The 17,395-nt window shown below is 66.7% G+C and carries 7 protein-coding genes; 4 read left to right on the top strand and 3 right to left on the bottom strand.

The annotated features are described in order from the left end of the window. Window positions 1–80 precede the first annotated feature (80 nt). The 4 genes from ABTZ58_RS00035 (at window position 81) to ABTZ58_RS00020 (ending at window position 12,597) form a co-directional block, all read left to right on the top strand. Window positions 81–5,012, top strand: coding sequence for a DEAD/DEAH box helicase family protein (locus ABTZ58_RS00035; RefSeq protein ID WP_351348415.1), 4,932 nt, complete (start codon window positions 81–83; stop codon window positions 5,010–5,012). A 300-nt stretch (window positions 5,013–5,312) separates the two neighbouring features. Further along, complete coding sequence (locus ABTZ58_RS00030; protein ID WP_351348412.1) at window positions 5,313–6,653, top strand: restriction endonuclease-related protein; 1,341 nt, start codon at window positions 5,313–5,315, stop codon at window positions 6,651–6,653. Window positions 6,654–6,691: 38 nt separating this feature from the next. Beyond that, window positions 6,692–9,958 (top strand): pPIWI_RE_Z domain-containing protein, encoded by a 3,267-nt coding sequence (locus ABTZ58_RS00025; protein WP_351348409.1) that lies wholly within the window; start codon window positions 6,692–6,694, stop codon window positions 9,956–9,958. Next, window positions 9,958–12,597: a pPIWI_RE module domain-containing protein gene (locus ABTZ58_RS00020; protein WP_351348406.1), complete on the top strand. Its 2,640-nt coding sequence runs from the start codon at window positions 9,958–9,960 to the stop codon at window positions 12,595–12,597. Before ABTZ58_RS00025 ends, ABTZ58_RS00020 begins: the two co-directional genes overlap by 1 nt. A 243-nt stretch (window positions 12,598–12,840) precedes the next feature. Here the strand turns inward: ABTZ58_RS00020 and ABTZ58_RS00015 are convergent, their stop codons facing one another. The 3 genes from ABTZ58_RS00015 to ABTZ58_RS00005 form a co-directional block, all read right to left on the bottom strand. Beyond that, window positions 12,841–14,100, bottom strand: coding sequence for a hypothetical protein (locus ABTZ58_RS00015; protein ID WP_351348403.1), 1,260 nt, complete (start codon window positions 14,098–14,100; stop codon window positions 12,841–12,843). Window positions 14,101–14,556: 456 nt separating this feature from the next. Continuing rightward, on the bottom strand, window positions 14,557–15,036 hold the full coding sequence (locus tag ABTZ58_RS00010) for an ASCH domain-containing protein (protein ID WP_345576891.1): 480 nt from the start codon (window positions 15,034–15,036) through the stop codon (window positions 14,557–14,559). Then, complete coding sequence (locus ABTZ58_RS00005; RefSeq protein WP_351348400.1) at window positions 15,033–17,093, bottom strand: GNAT family N-acetyltransferase; 2,061 nt, start codon at window positions 17,091–17,093, stop codon at window positions 15,033–15,035. Before ABTZ58_RS00005 ends, ABTZ58_RS00010 begins: the two co-directional genes overlap by 4 nt. Window positions 17,094–17,395 lie beyond the last annotated feature (302 nt).

The raw sequence follows: 17,395 nt of genomic DNA, 5'->3' as shown, positions 1-17,395 counted from the left end.
AAGTCGTAGGCGGGCTCTCCCTGTTCGGGAGCGCCCGCGGTTCGACTGGTGATCAACAACGGGTGCAGGAGGGGCAAGAGATGAATCCGCTGGAGCTGGCTGATCGGTTGCGTGAGGACTACCGGCGGTTCACCTGGACCACCTATCCCATCGCCGACTCTGGGCTGCGGTCCCGCCTGGAGCGGCTGGTGGATGACGAGGCGTTGCTGTGGCGCGGCCCGTACCTGTCTGTCCAGCCGCGCTTCCAGTTGGATGCTACGTTGTCCGACCTCGCGGCGAGCATCGGCTTGCCGCCTGAGGTCACGACCGCCTTCCCTCGGGTCGAGCGACTCTTCACGCATCAGGTGACTGCGGTGACCCGGATCCGACAGGGCCTGAACACGTTGGTGGCCACCGGTACCGGTTCGGGTAAGACGGAGTCCTTTCTCATCCCAGTTATCGCGCATGCCTACGAGAACAGGCACCGTCCCGGGGTGAAGGCGATTGCGCTGTACCCGATGAATGCCCTGGTCAACGACCAGGAGGACCGGATCAAGGCGGCCTGCGAGGCGCTGGGTCTGACCTACGGGGTCTACACGGGCGCGACGCCTACGCACGACCGGACTCGTATGCAGGAGATGCCCCCGGACATCCTGCTTACCAACTACTCCATGCTGGAGTACATCCTGACGCGCCGGGAGGATCGGGAGCTCTTCCGGAACGGCGTGCTGCGCCATCTGATCTTGGACGAGATCCACACCTACCAGGGCGCGCTTGGCACCGAGATCGCCGGCCTTGTGCGGCGGCTTCGCGGTCATGTCGCCGATGAGGGGTTGATCTGTGTTGGCCTGTCCGCGACGGTGAGCGCGGGAGGCGACCACGCCGTCGACCTGCAGCGCACCGCCGAGTTCGCGAGCAGCTTGTTCGCCGCCCCGTTCGATGTGGACAGCATCATTGAAGAGACGGCCGTGCCCCAGCCCGAGCCGGATGTGGACCTGATCGGCCCGGCACCGGACCGCGACCAGCTTCGCCAGGCCCTCGCCGACGGCGGTAACACGTCACGGCTGCGGGCCGTGCTGGGCGATCCACAGGCAAGTCCGGTGCTGGATTTGCTGCGGTCGCACCTGTCCGAGCCCAGCACGGTTGATGAGCTGATGGATCTTCTCGCGAGTCTGCCGCAGCGGCAGGGCGCAGACCGGGCAGCACTAGAAGACGAAGTAGCTGGCTGGCTGCTGCTCGGGGCGGACACCCACACCCCGGAAGGCCCGCCTGTCCTAGAAGCCAAGGTCCACCTGTTCCTGCGGAGCCTGCCCACTCCGGTGCGCTGTGCCGGGGAATCCGAGCATCTGTTGCTGGACGGTGCAACAACGTGCAGCCACGACGGCTGTGGCGCCAAGGTCACAACGCCCTTGGGGGTGTGCCTGGGCTGTGGTCAGGACTACGACCTGGAGCGGGATGACCCCGACGGTCCGGTCGCTCGCTATGTGGCCCGCCGTCTGACGGCCGATGAACCTTTGCAGGTTCCTCAGACCGGTGACCGGAACTGGTACCCGGCGCGCCGGTGCACGAGCTGCGGCAAGGACGCCAACGGTGCGACGTGCCTCGGGTGCGGAGCCGCGACCCGTGAGGTCATTGTCGCTGTGCCAGAGCCCGATCGGCCGCTCACGCGATGCCCAGTGTGCGGGTACCTCCGCTCGCATGGCGCTGTGCAGGAGTTCACCGCGCGTACTGCCGCCGCGGTCACTGCTGCCGCGTTCAGCCTGCACACGGGGCTGGCAGCGCAAAGCGATGACGAAATGCTACGACGCCTGCTGATCTTCGCCGACTCGCGGCAGGACACCGCGTTCCAGGCAGGCTACCTGCGCGACCGATCCCGGGCCGTGCAGGTGCGCCGCCTGATCGTGGAGAGTGTGTCTGACCGCGTCCGTAAGGAGGAGCCACCCGCGAGCTTCAACAGCCTTGTCGAGGACGTCTTCCGGCGCGGCCAGGACTCCGGTCTCTACGAAGACCCGGCGGGCAAGGACGCCCGCCGTCGGGCTCTGCGCGTGTGCGAGTGGGATCTACTCGGGGAACTCGCCAGTGATGAGCGCCGGCCACCGACCCTGGAGCGCCTCGGGCTGGTCACGATCGGTTATCCGGGCCTGGAAGCGCTGAGCGATGAAGCACTCAAGCCGCTCACCGACACGTTGGGCGCGAACACCGCCGCGGCTCGCTGGCTTCTGGCCCGCATGCTAGATCTTGTGCGCACCCGCGGTGGGCTCGGCCATGACCTGCTCCAAAAGCGCCTGGACGCCAAGACGGAGGCCGAGCTCGTCGAGGCTGGCGCCACCATGGGGTTGGGACAGTCCGTCACTGGCTACGGCGAGACCAACATCAGAGTGCCGGGTGCCAATCCCCTAGCCATGAGCTCCAAGGGCGCGGCCGGACGTCTGGTACGGACCGCTTTCCCAAGCGTGACCAGCTCCGATGCGATCGAGCGGGGCGTACGCAAGGCCGTCGACGTGCTGTCCGAGCACGAGCTGCTGAAGGGCACCCAGGTGGGCAGCGGCCGACAGCGGGTCGTGCTGCGGCAGGTTCCGCCCCAGGCTGTGGAGATCAAGCCCGCCAGCGAGACCACTTACCGGTGCCGTGCCTGCCGGGCCGTGCAGCCTGGTCCTTCGCCGCAGAACAGGTGCGCGACGTTCAACTGCAAGGGCAGCATGGAACCGTGGCATGGCGACCCCGATGACCACGAGCGGTTGCTGGCCGCAAGCGATGCGCCCTTGGTCATCAAGGCCGAGGAGCACTCTGGGCAGGTGCCGCTGGAGGACCGCGAGCAGATTGAGGAGCGGTTCAAAGAGGGCGATCTCAACCTGCTGGTCTGCACCATGACACTGGAGCTGGGCGTGGACCTGGGCCAGCTCCTCGCCGTCATCCTGCGAAACGTGCCTCCGCGTCCGAGTAACTACGCCCAACGCGCCGGCCGAGCCGGGCGACGGGAGGAGCGGGTCGCGCTCGTCGTCACCTTCGCCGGCGGCATGCCCCACGACAGCTACTACTATGCGCGGCCGGTGGAGATGATCCGCGGTGCCATCCGCCCGCCGGCGTTCCTGCTGGACAACCAGCGTGTGCTCAAACGCCACGCCCGAGCCATGGCACTGGAGCTGTGCGGACAGAACCTCCCCCAGTGGATGCGGGGCCTGGTAACCGAGGACACGGACGGGAACCTCCACGGCATAGACGAAGTCAAGACCGCCCTCGCCGAAAGACGCGACCGCATTGCGACCCAGATCCTCGCCGCCTTCCGCCTCGGCCTCGCCGAGGGCGATCTGACCTGGCTCACCGAAAACTGGGCATACGAGGTGGTCGACTCCTGGATCGACGACCTCAACGCACACGTCGAGCCCTACCGCATCCGCCAAAAGGGTCTGCTGGAAGAGTGGATGCAGGCCGCCAGCAAGCCGGGAAACAAGGAAGCCTCCCGCGCACTCACCAGCATCAACGCCAGTCTTGAGGCCATGCGCAGCGGCGACCGCAACCGCGCGTACGTGCTGTCCTACCTCAGCTCCGTTGGCTTCCTTCCGTCCTACGCCTTCCCCACCGACACCACCAGCCTTGCGCTTGAACGCGAGACTGCTGAGCTGTCCCAGGACTCCGTCCAGGCACTGAAGGACTACGCCCCTGGGCAGCTCGTGTACGCCCGCGGCGACAAGTGGCTCGTTGACCAAGTCGACTTCCGCCGCGCCAACCTGATCAACTCCGACGGCATCGGCGCTCTCGACCACATCAACCTGTGCAACCGCTGCGACACCGTGAACGCCCCGACCAGCGCGCACTGCCTGTCCTGCGACAGCGACGACCTGAGCCCTCAGCTCAGCGTGCCGATGCGCGCCATGCGCGCCTCACGCCGACAGCGGATCTCCGCCGATGAAGAGCACCGTTCCCGATCTCCCTTCGAAGTCACCCACCACCTCGGCGCCCCCAACACCGCCGAGACCTACCTCTTCGAACGCGAGGGCCTGGTACTGCAGTGGGAGCGCGGTGCGGATCTGACCGTCCTCAACCGCGGGCGCATTACCAGAACCCAGACCACCAGCGAGCGCTTCGTCATCTGCACCGGGTGCGGCTTGTGGTTCGACGCGATCCCGGGCCCCACCCCGACCCGCGCTCAACGAGACCGCAAGCAGTTCCACGACAAGATCTGCAGTAACCAGCGGCTCGAATACAGCATTCTGCAGGTCGACCGCCGCGTCGACTGTCTGCAGGTCCTCCCCGACCTAGAGGCACTCGACATCCGCCCGGACCGGCTCGAGGAGTTCCTCGCGAGCATCCGCGCCGCCCTGGATCTTGGCTGCCGCGTCATGCTCCAGGCTGGCGACGACGAAGTCGCGGGCTTCGACTGGCCTCGACCCGATCCGGAAAGCGACGAGGCCACCTTCCGACTCGCGGTTCTGTACGAAGACGTGCCCGGCGGCGCCGGCTACCTGCGCCAGCTCGCCGCCCGCTTCGGTGAAGTGGCCGCCGCCCTAGTCCCAGTGCTGGAGGGCTGTTCGTGCGAGCGCTCCTGCTACGCCTGCCTGCGCTCCTACGGCAACCAGTTGGAAGAAGACCTGCTCGACCGTCATGTGGCCGCAGACTTCCTGCGTCGCTTCGCCAATGCTCCGGCAGTGGACGGGCGTCGGGTGCCCGGCTACACGGACGCTTTCCACGGCCGCCCGCGGTCCGCAATTGAGCGGCGTCTGGCCATCGCGTTGATGGCCCTCGGAGCACCTCGCGGCCACGCCCAGTACAACTGGGGAGACCGTGGCTCCACTGATGGAACGCCTCGCCCCGTCACGGTGGCCGACTTCGCCTGGCCCGACCAGAAAGTCGCCGTCTTCTGCGACGGCTGGAAGCACCACCACACCCCGGAGCGACAGGCATCGGACAAGGCCAAGCGGGACGCCATGCGTGCCGATGGATGGACGGTTCTGTCCTACTGGGGCGGGCAGATCGTCCGCAACGCCGAGCAGTGCGCAGCAGAAATACTGGAGCGCCTCACCACCGAGATCTGATCAACTCCATGGTGCCGGGAGCAACCGCCTCAAGGCGGTTGCTCCCGGCACCATCGCGTAGGCGGGGCCAGTCACCGACCGGCTTGGCACAACACCAGCGGGATCTCTTCGCCAATATCCCCGGTCAAGCCACGGACGAGAGCAAGGGCATCAAGTCTTGCGGCAACCGGCTTGATGACCATCCGCATAGCGGAGAGCCGCTCCCTCTCGATTTCTGGCGTGTAGTAGCGGCGCCACGAGATTATCGCAGCACCACGCATTGATTCGAATTCATGGTCGAGTAACTGAACGCTTGTTCACATGAAAGGCGTGCGTTGTCGGTGGGTTCCGGTATACCGATCGACTATGAGTGTTACTCAGGACGCTGCCTCCTCCTACGGCCATACGCAGCGGCGATCGGTTGACGGTAACTCCCCAGATGACGACCACGGGGCTGCTGCGGTCCCTGCGTCGCGTGACGCTAGCCCCGGTGACGACAGAGACCCGCGGACCGCTCAGGACGATTACCTGCTAGTGGAGCTGCTGTGTGCCGCCTTGGCGAAAATCCGCCTCGAACGGCAGCGGGCCGGCCTTCAAGCTACTGGCACGGACGGGTCGGGGCCGTTGCCGCGTGCCTGGCGTGATGCACGGGGTCGCCTGTGGTGGAAGGCGCAGGCACTGAGGTTGGATGGACCTGGCAACGACTTGGAGCTGTTCGACTGGTGCCGTCGCCCGCTGGGATCGTGGCCTGTACCGCTGTCCCTAGCCGAAGTCGATCTGGAAGCGGTGCTGCTGGAGGGCGATTCCCTGTCCGAATTCGCCGAGCAGGCGGCAGACCTGGTCCAGCACGCTGACGTCGAGGCGGAACTCGTTCAGAATCAGGTCTTCGCCGTCCTGATGCTGTGTGCACGGATGAACGGTGGGGACGACGGTGCAGTCCAGCAGGTCTACCGTCGGCTGCGGCGCTTGCTGATCGACCATCCGGTGCTCAGCGACCGCGAGGTCCAGACGCTGGCACGGGAACTACCGGCAGCGGACTCCGACCATGACTCGTTCCTCGCGAAATTCGTCCGCATCGCCTACGTTCACCACCCGGTCCAGGCGCCGGGGAAGGTTCGCCTGCGGCGCTGTGCCGACTGCCGTAATCCATTGGATGACAGGGCGCTTGGTTGTGGGACTCCTGGCTGCACGGGGGTGGCAGAGCGCTACGAAGTGGCGTGTCTGGGTGGCTATTGGACACAGCACCGGGCAACCCGCCAGTTCTTCCACGACCCGGGACTTCTGGAGGGCCGGCTGCTGGACCAGGTGAGAGAAATCGCCCACGAATGCCTGTGCGTCGAAGACTGGCCGTGCCTGGACGCGTGGGATATGGCAGTGACGTTCAAGGCCAAGGAGCCAGGTGCAGAGGCGGAGTGCTGGGCCGTCGACGCCAAGGACTGCTCAAGCCCAGCCTTGCTCGCCCGAGGATTTCGCTGCGATCCCCGCGTGCCGGCGCGGAGGCACATCATCGTCATCCCCATGCACCGCCTCAGAACTCCCGGCTACTGCGCGGATCTCGAGCGCGAGCTGCAGGGCCGAGTTACCGGCGTCGAGGTCCTCGACGAGAAGACGTTCTTGCGGCAGGTCACCGTCCGTGCGCGCCGGGCAGGAGGAACGCGATGAGGGACACCCGTGCCTGGAGCAAGTCCCTGATCAAGGAATTGGCGGACGACAGTGTGCGCCCCCTCCTCGGCCCCCTCAGGCCCTGGGAAGTCTGCGCCCTTGAGGTAGGTCTGTCCTTCCTGGACGACCATCTGCCCGGCCGGGGCATCGGCGCGCTGTGGCCGGTGCTGTCCGGATACATGCGCCTGGATGAGGACCTGGGCCCGCAGATCCGGACTCTGCGGGAGCTGATGGGCCCGCTCGCCAAGACCGGGACCATGCGAGAGAAGCTCGATCAGTACGTGAAGCTCCCGGCCCAGGTACGCGGCTTTGAACCCTGTGACATGCCCGGCCACAAGCCGGAGTTGTCGACCGTATTCACACACCGGTCCACCCCGTACGCCGCGGGCCGACATGACCTCTACCGTCAGACGCTGCAGAAGATCGCCCCCTACCAGACGACCTCCCCGTACCGACCGGCACCGCCTGGTTCGGTGTGCTTCTTCGAGCGGGCCGACGGCAGCAGGGAACAGATCCGCGTCCCCGAGACGCTTATCCCGGCGCCCGCTCCAGCAGTGCTGCCCGCAGCGGCCCCCCGGGCCCAGGAGCCCATCGCCCTCACACGAGAGGACTTCCGGTGGGCTGCCGAACAGATCGACAAGATCCTGGAAGCCCATCCGGAGATCGAAAGCCGGGACTTCGTCAAACGGTTCGAACAGATGGAAGCCCTGCTGGCCGACCAGATCGAAGGTCATCTCCGCGACCAGCGGTGGCGGATGACCATCGACCGCTTGTGGCATGTGGTCGGCCTGATGAACAGTGGTAAATCCACCTTGCTGGACCTGATCGCCTTCATCGTCGCCCACCGCGGCGGCAAGGTCGGGTTCGTCCTTGCCTCCGGCAGCGACGTGTTCGCCAAGGTCAGTTTCCTGCAAGCCCTGGGCATCGCGGCTGTGCCCATCTTCGGACGCACCCGGGAAGGCGTCCACAAGGACCGGTTCTGGCGCTCGCTCCTCCACGATGGCGAGAAGACCTTCCCCACGGGTCTGGACCCTGCCGCGGCGTTCGCCGACGACCAGTGCTACTTGGAGGAGCTGCGGCTGACCAGTAGGGCCAACCGGGCCCCGCTGCCACGTGAGGAGCGACCCTGCACAGGCCGGCTCACCGTGGCCGGCGAGAGCGGGCGTCGGGACTGCCCTCTTCTGTCCCAGTGTCCGTCGCATACGGCGGCACGCATGGTTGCCGATGCACAGGTGTGGGTGACGACCGCAGCGGGACTGGCCTCAACGCGGATGCCGCAGTCCCAGATCGAAGTCCGCGTCGCTGAAGCGGCCCAGCACCACCTGTCCGTCTTGCTCGTGGACGAAGCCGACACCGTGCAGCAGCAGTTCGACGACCGGTTCCTACTGCACGAGATCCTTTCCCAGCCCGGCAGGGGCTGGAGTCACCGGGTGGGGGACCGAATCGGACAGCGGCTTGAGCACTCCTGGTTCCTCGACCTCCTCGACCCGGAGGTAACGGCCAGCGACAAGCACTTCCGTCGGCACGATCAGGCCCTGACCGAGCTGTACCGGCTGGTCATCGCACCGGATGCGGATGCCCTGCGAGCTGTCATCGCCGAGGGACCGTTCACCGGGTACAGCCTCCTGCGGCGCCTGGCCCGCAGCCTTCACGGCCTTGGTGAACGAACCGACTTCACGGACAAGGCGGAACTGGAAAAAGCCTCCGACGAGTATTTCGAAGAGAACTTCGCCTCGCTGCTCTCCGCTCCGTTCCAGGCTCCTGCGGCGAACTGGGCGGAGCTGATCGAGGCGATGACGGCAGCCCATGACACTCGTGTCTCGGCCCAGGAGGCCGCGGAGGCGTGGATCACCACCCACCAGCCCGCCATCGACGAGGCGGATGTCCGAGACACGCTGGCGGAGTGGGCACAACTGCTGCAGGCCGGGGTGTGGGCCGCGCGGATCACTACGTCCTTCTTCGAAGTCGCCCAACGGCTGCCCGCCATCAGCTCCTCCCCGATCGGCGACGGGGAGGACTTCTGGAGCCGACAGCCGCCGCGTGACCTGATGCCGTTCGTGCCCGAACAGGCTGCCGGGAACCTGATGGCGCTTCAGTGGCAGCCCAACCCCGGTGGTGACAGCGGATCGTTCAGCATCCTGTGGCTCCGCGGGGTTGGCCGCTGGCTGCTCTACCACCTCCATGATCTCCTGACGGCCGAGGGCATCGAGGGGCCACATGTCGTCCTTGCCTCCGCCACCAGCTGGATGCCCGCCTCGCCCCGCTTCCACCTGGACGTCGCCCCGAACCTGGTACTACGAGAGCCGGAAAAGGCCAGGGCTGCGCTGAAGCAGAGCAAGATGTTCTTCCGGCCGCCGCGCTACCCCGACGGTCGTCCCGTCTTCACCTCGGGCACCGGCGGCAACCCCGCCCTCCACACCCACGCCCTGTGCACGGCCGCCGACTGGATCTGCAACCCAGCCCCCGGTGCGCGCGAGTCCCTGCTCCAGCAAGCCCGTCTGCGTTTGGCCCCCGACCGTCAGCAAGTCCTGTTCACCGTGCAGAGCACTCGCGACGCCCAGACCGTCGCCGACTACATCAACCACAAAACGCCGTACACGGCCCTGCACGTCATTCGCGACGACGACCCGCCCACCCGGCACAGCATCCCAAGGCGCCGCCTGCCCACGTTTGCCGCGTCCGGCGCCGACATCCTGGTTGCTGCCGAAGGAGCCGTCCAACGCGGCCACAACATCCTCAACGCCCGCCGCGTCGCCGCCCTCGGCGCTGTGTTCTACCTGGCCCGCATCCACCCGCCCGCCGACGACGCCACCTTCCCACTTTCCCTGCTCAGCCGAGAGGCGATGCGCCGCCTCCGCGACCCTATTGAACTGGCCGACCCCTTGATCGATCCCGTCGACCTCGCGCGCAAACTCCGTTACGTCGAGCGCCGCCGTTGGCAGCAGCGAGTCGGAGAACCGGTGCTGTTCTCCCGCCTCACCGACCCGGTCGAACACGCGGCGTTCGTCGGCAACTTCCTCGTCCCGCTCCACCAGACGATCGGCCGCGGCATCCGCGGTAACGAACCCGTACTGGTGTACCTCTGCGACGCCGCCTTCGCGCCCCGCACCGCCACGCTCGACGAAACCGCCGCCGATACTCCGCGCACGAGCGTGATCGTCGCCGCCCAGCAACTCCTACACGGCTGGCTCACCGATCCAGGCCCGACCGCCAGCGCGGCAGAACGCCTAGACCACGCACTCGCCCACGCCTGCTGGGGCCTGGCCTCCCATCTCCTCGACAACATCGACTGGGGTCACCGCTGATGCCTGCCTACCGCGCCACCCAGGCCACCGTACTCACCTTCGCCCCCGGGGCCAGCTGGCCCGTCACGGGCTACCGCGCGACCTGCCCACCGGGGATGCTCAGCCTTCTCCAAGCAGCCTGGGAAGCCCGCCCGGGCCGCCGAACGCGCAACGGACCCGACCACCTGCCGACCAAGTCACTGAGGGACCTGCTCACCCTTATCGACCCGGACATCACCTCCGTGCACTGGGATCCACGCCATCCGGCCTGGCTCCGCGCGCGTACCGAGATCGACCCGGACCTGCTGCTGATCGCGCTGTCGGCATGGGCCTCCGCTCACGTCGCGCCCGACGTGCCGGACACCGACTGGTACGGCCGTCTTGAAGGCGCCGGCCAGTTCGAATGGATCCCAGAAGACCTCGACCTGGCCCAGCACGGCCTCCACTCCAACGGCACCGCCGACCCTCCACCGCACGTCTTCGAACTCCTGCCCAGCCTCGTCGCCGAACACCTCACCATCACCGAACTCCGGCTCCTGGGCCACCACCGTGATCTCCGCCTCGGCCCCACCCAAGCCGACGGCCGCCGCACCCTGCACCTCGGCCAACCCGAGCTCCTCATCGATGAAGACGGCGCGGCCGGCGCCAGCGTGGACGTCCTCACCTTCCACCTGGAAACCGTCCCCGGCGTCCCCGAAGTCCACCTCCACGTCGACCTGGGTATGACCCGCTTCGCGACGAACGCCGTCGACTACATCCCCCGCCGCGGAAACGGAGACCCCACCGCCAGCGTCCTGCTCTCCGCCAAGGAAGGCTTCATCCACCGCCGCGAACGTCCCATGCTCCTGCAGAGCTCCGTCACCATCCGTCGGCGCGGACAGGACAGCTCCTGGACCTGGCAGCCGGGCGTCGCCAGCATCCTCGCCCGCCTCACCCACCACGAGCCACCCAGCCTCGATGAGCTGCGCAACGCTCCGGGCAACGCCGCTGCTCAGCCCTTCGCTGCCCACCTCGTCCACAGCACTGGCATGACCTACCGCCATCCGGACCAGGACGGCACCCCGCCGACTCGTGCCACCCACGAGCACCCCGTCGGCCACGGCTACCAGCCCCGCGACCATATGGAGGTCCTCACTCAGGTCGCCCGACAGCTGGAGAACAAGTGCCTGGTCCCGCTGACGCCCACGCCCAAGGCGCGGACCCGTGCGAAGACGCGCCTGCCGATGCAGCTGCCCGAATCCCCCACGTACGAGATCGAAGTCTGGGCGTCCTCTGACCGCACCTGGCAATGCCTGCAGACCGCCGCCAGCAAACTCGACCTGGCCCCCGCCACCGCAACAGCGGATCGCACCAGCTTCACCGGGCCGATCAACCTCACCCTCCACCGCCGCGACCCGCAAGACCTCACCGCCGGCCTGCCGCGCTCCACCGAGTCGGACCCAGCAGCCCGGCGGGCCGCCTACGAAGCCAGCGAGGCCGAACGCACCAAACGAATCACCCGTGCATTCCCTCGCCTTGCCCATCCCATCGCCTGCATCGTGGAGATGGAAGGCGCGGCCTACTTCACCCGCACACGCCAACGCGACCCCAAGCCCCTCTTCAAGAAGGTGCTCCCAAGCCTCCGCCGCAACGTCCAGGGACTGCGCCCCATCCCGCCAGCAAACCCCAATCCCAGCAAAGCAACCCTCGCCAAGCGCTTCCCCGGCACCGACTTCTCCACGACCGACATCGAGCGCGCCACTTCCGCTCTCCGGGACGCCCTCCGCCAGGCGGGCCATCTGCCCAAACTCCCCGCCCCACCCGGCGTCGAAGGCCCCTTCGAGCTGATCACCGTATGGCTTGCCCCGGCCGGCGAGCGGATGCTCGTGCCGATGCTCATCCGACAGCACACCCACGAGGAACCCACGGCACAGCTCATGACGACGGCCGGCAGCCCCGCCGAGCACCCCATGCCGCTGACCGCACTGCCGGAAGCCCTCGCGGCCGGACGCGGACGCGTACCCCGTACCGCACGCGCGGCCCTCGCCGACTTCTTCACCAACGCGCTGTCGCTGGACTCCACCGCCGACCGCCTGCTGCTCGTACGCCGCGCCCGGACGAGCGACAAGAACATCTGGCCCTGGCTACAGGACGGCCGCATCACCTTCGACCAGCTCGTACTGCCGGGCATCGACATCACAGCCCCCAACGCGGACCCAGTCCGCCGCAAGCCTGGCGACCAACCGGGCCTGCGCATCATCCGGCTACGCGAGCGCAGCGACCGCTCTGCGGTACCCAGAGCCTTCGGCATCACCCAGGAGATGGTCAGCGCCGGCGACGACACCGACGAACTGATCTCTGTGACCCGACATGGACGATTCTCCGGCCTGGTCGAAGTCGGGGAACGCGCCTTTTGGGGCATTAACCCACGCTCCGACCAGAACCAGACCCCCCTCACCCTCACCAAGCTCGACCCGGCCCAGACCGCCAACCGCACCTGGACCTGCTCCAATCCCAACTCGCTGGAGATCGTGCCCGCTTTCCTCCAGGACGGCGACAACCCGGCCGACTGGGCCATGTACGTCCATGCTCAGCGACGCCTCCACGCCCACACGACCATCGCGACCACCTGGCCGGCAATCGTGCACCTAGCCGACCTGATGGAGGAATACATCTTCTGATCTCCCCTGCTGGGCCCACCGGTGCTCGGTCACACACAGGCCGGGCACACCAGCACACCACCACGACAAATGGCCTGCAAACGCGGCGGCGCGGAGGTGTGGCGGGCACCTTCCGCACATGTGCCTTACTCTCAGCCAGTCGCGGCGAGACTTCAGTCAGGTCGCGACTGGCGGTATGAGCACCAGCCCGGATGCGTCTGGAGCCGACTGGGAATCGCCCAGGCCAGATCCGACCTCCTAGCGTCAGGAAGACAGCAAATCCGCAGGCAGTCGCACCGGCGGTGTTGCCTCGTAGAACGACCTCAACGGGGCCGTGACCGTGCTTGTTCGTAGCTCGTCGGACAGCAGGGTCTTGTCGAGTTCCAGCGGGAGATCCGGCCCCGTCGACACGGTTGTGACCAGCCAGCGCAGCAGCGTGCTGTGGGCTACGCGCCGCAACTGGTGCAATTCCTTTGTGTCGGCGTCGCCAGTGTCGTCACCGTGGGCGTACTTCGAGCGGCGCCCATAGGCCCTGCCCACAACCTGAGCGACCGCGAGCCTGTGGCTGTCGGTCATCCACAGAGCCGCGGCGCGCTGTTTCACCTTGCGGCTGAGATCGGCTTGTTCCTCATCCGCCAGGAGCGCCTCCAAGGCGATTACATAGTGCAGTGTGACCTCATCGGCATCGTCCTCCCAGACGAAGTCGTTGCCGTAGGTCCGGTGTGCGGCACGGACCAGGTGCTCGCTCGCTCGTTGCAGACGCCTGGCACGCATCTTGGCCCTCTTGCTCTTCTGGTCAGCACCCGCCAGCACCGTGCTGATCAGCCCGTCCACGGCTGTTGCGAATGCGTTCAACCGTGGCAGGTCCATCTTGGTCACCCGCCACAGGCCGGTGTCACGCCTCTCGTACTCAATCTCCCTACCCGTGTCGTCGACGTGGATGTCGGGGACCACGGGCACGGTGCCAGCGTGGAGGTCTGCTCGGCGTTCTCGTTCGACGATGAACCAGGCGTTCATACGGAGCATGTTGCTGCTCCACAACAGCAAGGTCAGCAGCGGTCGCCAGTGCAGCAGTTCGGGCCGGGTGTGCATCCCCATCAGAGGGAAGCGGTAGCCATTGACCAACGCCCTTTCATTGACCGTGCGTTGGAGGACGAGCGCCCCGTCCAGAACGCTCTCGGCAGCGGGCGCTTCCTCAACAGAGCCGGTAATAGAGTGCAGCGGCGGGCGCAGGTGTCGCAGTTCGTCACGCCGGAGGGTGCGGAGGGTGTACTCACCGAGCGGGATGTCTGTGCCGGCCGGGGCCTGGCCATCAAGGAACAGCCAGTCTTCAGAGGCCGGCCGGGGCGCAGTGCAAAAAGTAGAGAAGCGCGCCGCCACCTGATCATCGTCGATGTCCGCACCGTGGCCGACGGCGTGGGCCACTCGGCTCAGCCCGCTCAGGTACAGCAGAGTTTCATCCCGCAGGCTACCGTCCGCGGCATACAAGTCGTCGCGCCTTTCCGGCGGGGCCAGCGCGGACACACAGTTCCTCACGCATGGCCAGGCCGGGAGGCCGGCGAGGGGCCGCCAGTCCGACTCGTGTGTTCCCAGTGCGCTGGCCTCGCGTACCTGAGTCAGCCACCTCGTCAACTCCACTCGCAGTTGCGAAGTTTGGTCCATCTGCATCTGGCTGACTGTAGCGGGGTGCACCGTGGAGCAGGATGGTTCCCAAGCACTAGTCTGGTGCACACCTCAACCACGCGACCCACGGCACCAGTGAGTAGCCCTCGCCCGACCCGCCTGGGTCGGCAGTCGCCTCGGCGGTGAGAAACAGCGCTCGGGCGGTAGCCGGGTCGATGCTCGGCCGACCATTCGGATGGCGGGCGTTGACATTCGGCTGGTCAAGCCGTCCGGGCCTGGGTCAGGTCGGCGAGGGAGGCGGGCGCGCGCCCTGACGTTAGCGCATCCTCTCCCGCATGTTGAGCAGGTGTATTCGGCCTAGGCTGGCGTCAGGTCCTTCAATGCGCCCTGAAGGGCCGCCCCGGTCACCGGTGCCGCCTCAGCAACCTTCCGAAGATCTTCACCGGTCAAGTACCGGTAGCTCTGCGGTGGATGGAACGGTCCCGAGGCTCGCAGCGCGGCCAGCGTTACCGGGTCCTCGAAGGTGATCGGTTCCTTGAGCAACAGACCGCTGGCCTGAGTCGCTCCACTCATGTACTCGTCGTACTCGCGACGACTGATCCCGGCACTCGTGCGGCTGGCCGACCAGACCTCCCGCGGGGAGGCCACTTGCACAGAAGCGATCCGAGCCATGCCCACGATGGCCATCGTGGGCGCGGTCGCATAGAGGAGTACTGGAGTTCCAGGCAGGACGGCGACGCGCTGTCGGCGGACCTCGACCGTCTTTGTTCCGGCCAGGATCGCCGTGGCGAACCTAGGGTGGACGGACAGCAGCATCGCGCGCTCCGGATCACTCACGTCTTTCGGTGCCCCTCTTCGTACATGGCCTGGAACAGCGCGTTGCTGATCTTTGACAGCTGCATTGGCGGTACCCACCGTAGCCCCAGCCCCTTGGCCAACGCGGTCACTCGTGCATGCGTCACCTGTACGGGAAAGATCTCCGTGTCCGAAAACCTCAACGCCATGGCCTTGCCCGACACATCGGCTGCGGCACGCACTTCGGCATGACCATATACGCCCAGGTGTTCGAATCGCGAGAAGAGGGTGTCGGGGTCGTCGATGACCACCTCGTCGAGGCGCGAGCAGCCGATGACCATCTTGCCCTGCTGCCCAGAAGTCCCCTCACTGACGTACCACAGGATTCGGGCGGGAACGCTCTCTCCGCGGTGTCCGGACGAGCGGTAGTAGACATGCTCGCGGTTGATGCCCAGTACGTCGTCACGGGGAACCAGCATGGCCGGAACGTCGAAGAGCTCCGTGGACCAGCGCGGCTTGATGGGCGCGATGAAGGAGGGGAGGGCCGTGTCGATCAGTTTGGCCGGCCACCACACCCGCTCGGCCACGCTCGCGATCTCGGGCGACACACGAGCATCCAGCCGTGGCGTCGACCGCCTCATCCGCCCCGCGATCTCCGCAGCCTTCTCCGAGACCGCTTCAGCAGGTCCGCAGACGTCGACCAGAAGCGCGGTGAAGCCGCTCTCGTCCTCGGTGAAGCCGTCGGCGCCGGCAGCCGCCATAGCCGTCGGAGACAGGAACGGATCGGTGATACGGACCGCCTGCGCCCCTCGCTCCCGGCCAAGGCGCTTGAGCATGAACAGCAGTTGCCGTGCAAGTGTCTCCTCCAGCGGGTGCGACGCCGTACGGAGGAACGCGACGTTCAACGTGCGGCCGTCCATCGCCCAGACGTAAAGGGCCACCGGGTGCCCTTCTCCATCCCGGAGCAACTCCCTGCGCCACAGCACCCCGTCATTGGCGAGGCTTTTCAGCCGCTCCGCGAAGCCCGTTCCACGGTCGCCCTCAGCCTGGTCGAAGAAGGCGACCAGCTCTCCTTCACCGCCTGGCGCGATCTCCTCGGCGGAGAAGGCAGTGCCCATGAGATCCGCAGGACGGTACACCTGGGCCTGGCGCAATTCGTCCACATGCAGCGTGACCACCGCCGGGGAGACGACCTTGACCCGTGCGACGTCCCAGGCGATGTCCGCTAGAGCCGCTAGTGCGGGATCGCGCGTCACCAGCACCTGGAGCCCGGCACACGACGTCTCGGCCACGTAGCGCAAGCGGGCACGCTGCCGATCATCGAGGGGAACAGCAGGCAGCTCCTTCCTCGCTGCCGCGGCCAGCTCCTCCAAGCGGATGGCCACGGCAGCGCTGTCGGGAGACAGTGACCGCAACTCGGCAAGCCCCGCACGCTGATGATTGCGCGCCGCACGCTCCTCGACATCACGCACATCGTGCAGAAGCTGCGGAGTGAACGCGAGCTCGATCAGGTCGGCAAGCCATCCTGCCGCGAGAGCACGGGACTCCTCAACGGCGCGTTCCGTTCCCGCACCGCGCAGCCCGGCGAACACGCCATGATCGACGGTCACCACCAGAAGCGCATCACTCTGGGCCTCGGCGAACAGATCCTCGTGTCCCAGATCGAGCCACCACGTGTCCAGCGTCTCCTTGTCCTTGCCCCGCCCCAGGCTCTCACCCTTGGGAACGAAACCCAGCGCTGTCCACATGCCGCTGAGCCCGTAGTCGCGCCGGCACTTGGCACGGATACCGAGCCGATGAGCGTGCCGCGCGCGGATCGCGTCGATCAGCTCACGAGCGACACCCTTACCTCGGTGTTCCTCAGCCACACACAAATGAGCCAGCCGCACATACAGACTCCGCTTGGGCAGCCCGAAGAGCGCGTAGCCGACGACCTCTTCGTCATCCACGGCCACCAGCAGGCCGCCGTCCTCGGCGTGCTTACGGTAGGCAGGAGGCGTGAGCAGCCCGAGATACTTCGTATACCGGTTACCCAAAGCGATAACCGCGTCCAGCAGCTCCGACTGTTCCGCAGACACCGGCAGCACTCTGATCGCCATGTTCCCCCTCCGGTTCCCTCAACCGACAATGCCCCAGGACGGCATACTGCCCAACAGCGTCAGTGGCGAGCCACTGATTGATCAAAACCGGCTAACTGGCGGGAACCCATCCGCTCTTGTTTCGTTCACCGCCGCCATGGCCGACTCGCCAGCAGGTCAGGGAGGCCGAGCTGACGGCAACGGTGATGACGCCGACCGCACGGACTTAGACGGTGTCCTATGTGGTGATCGCTCGTTGGTCCGTTCATGGGGCGGGGTACGTGGAGTTGGATTGTTCCGGACGGCTTGTGGGAGCTCGCCAG

Origin of the sequence: Streptomyces sp. NPDC094143, assembly GCF_040303825.1 — a bacterium.
Taxonomy (GTDB): Bacteria; Actinomycetota; Actinomycetes; order Streptomycetales; family Streptomycetaceae; genus Streptomyces.
Note: the sequence above shows the minus strand (reverse complement) of the source record. Positions and strands in the feature narration are given on the sequence as shown.

Bases quoted from the DNA above. Each gene is read 5' to 3' on its own strand.
- ABTZ58_RS00035 (WP_351348415.1), top strand. From the start codon at position 81: ATGAATCCGCTGGAGCTGGCTGATCGGTTGCGTGAGGACTACCGGCGG.
- ABTZ58_RS00005 (WP_351348400.1), bottom strand. From the start codon at position 17,093: ATGGCGATCAGAGTGCTGCCGGTGTCTGCGGAACAGTCGGAGCTGCTG.
- ABTZ58_RS00030 (WP_351348412.1), top strand. From the start codon at position 5,313: ATGAAAGGCGTGCGTTGTCGGTGGGTTCCGGTATACCGATCGACTATG.
- ABTZ58_RS00020 (WP_351348406.1), top strand. From the start codon at position 9,958: ATGCCTGCCTACCGCGCCACCCAGGCCACCGTACTCACCTTCGCCCCC.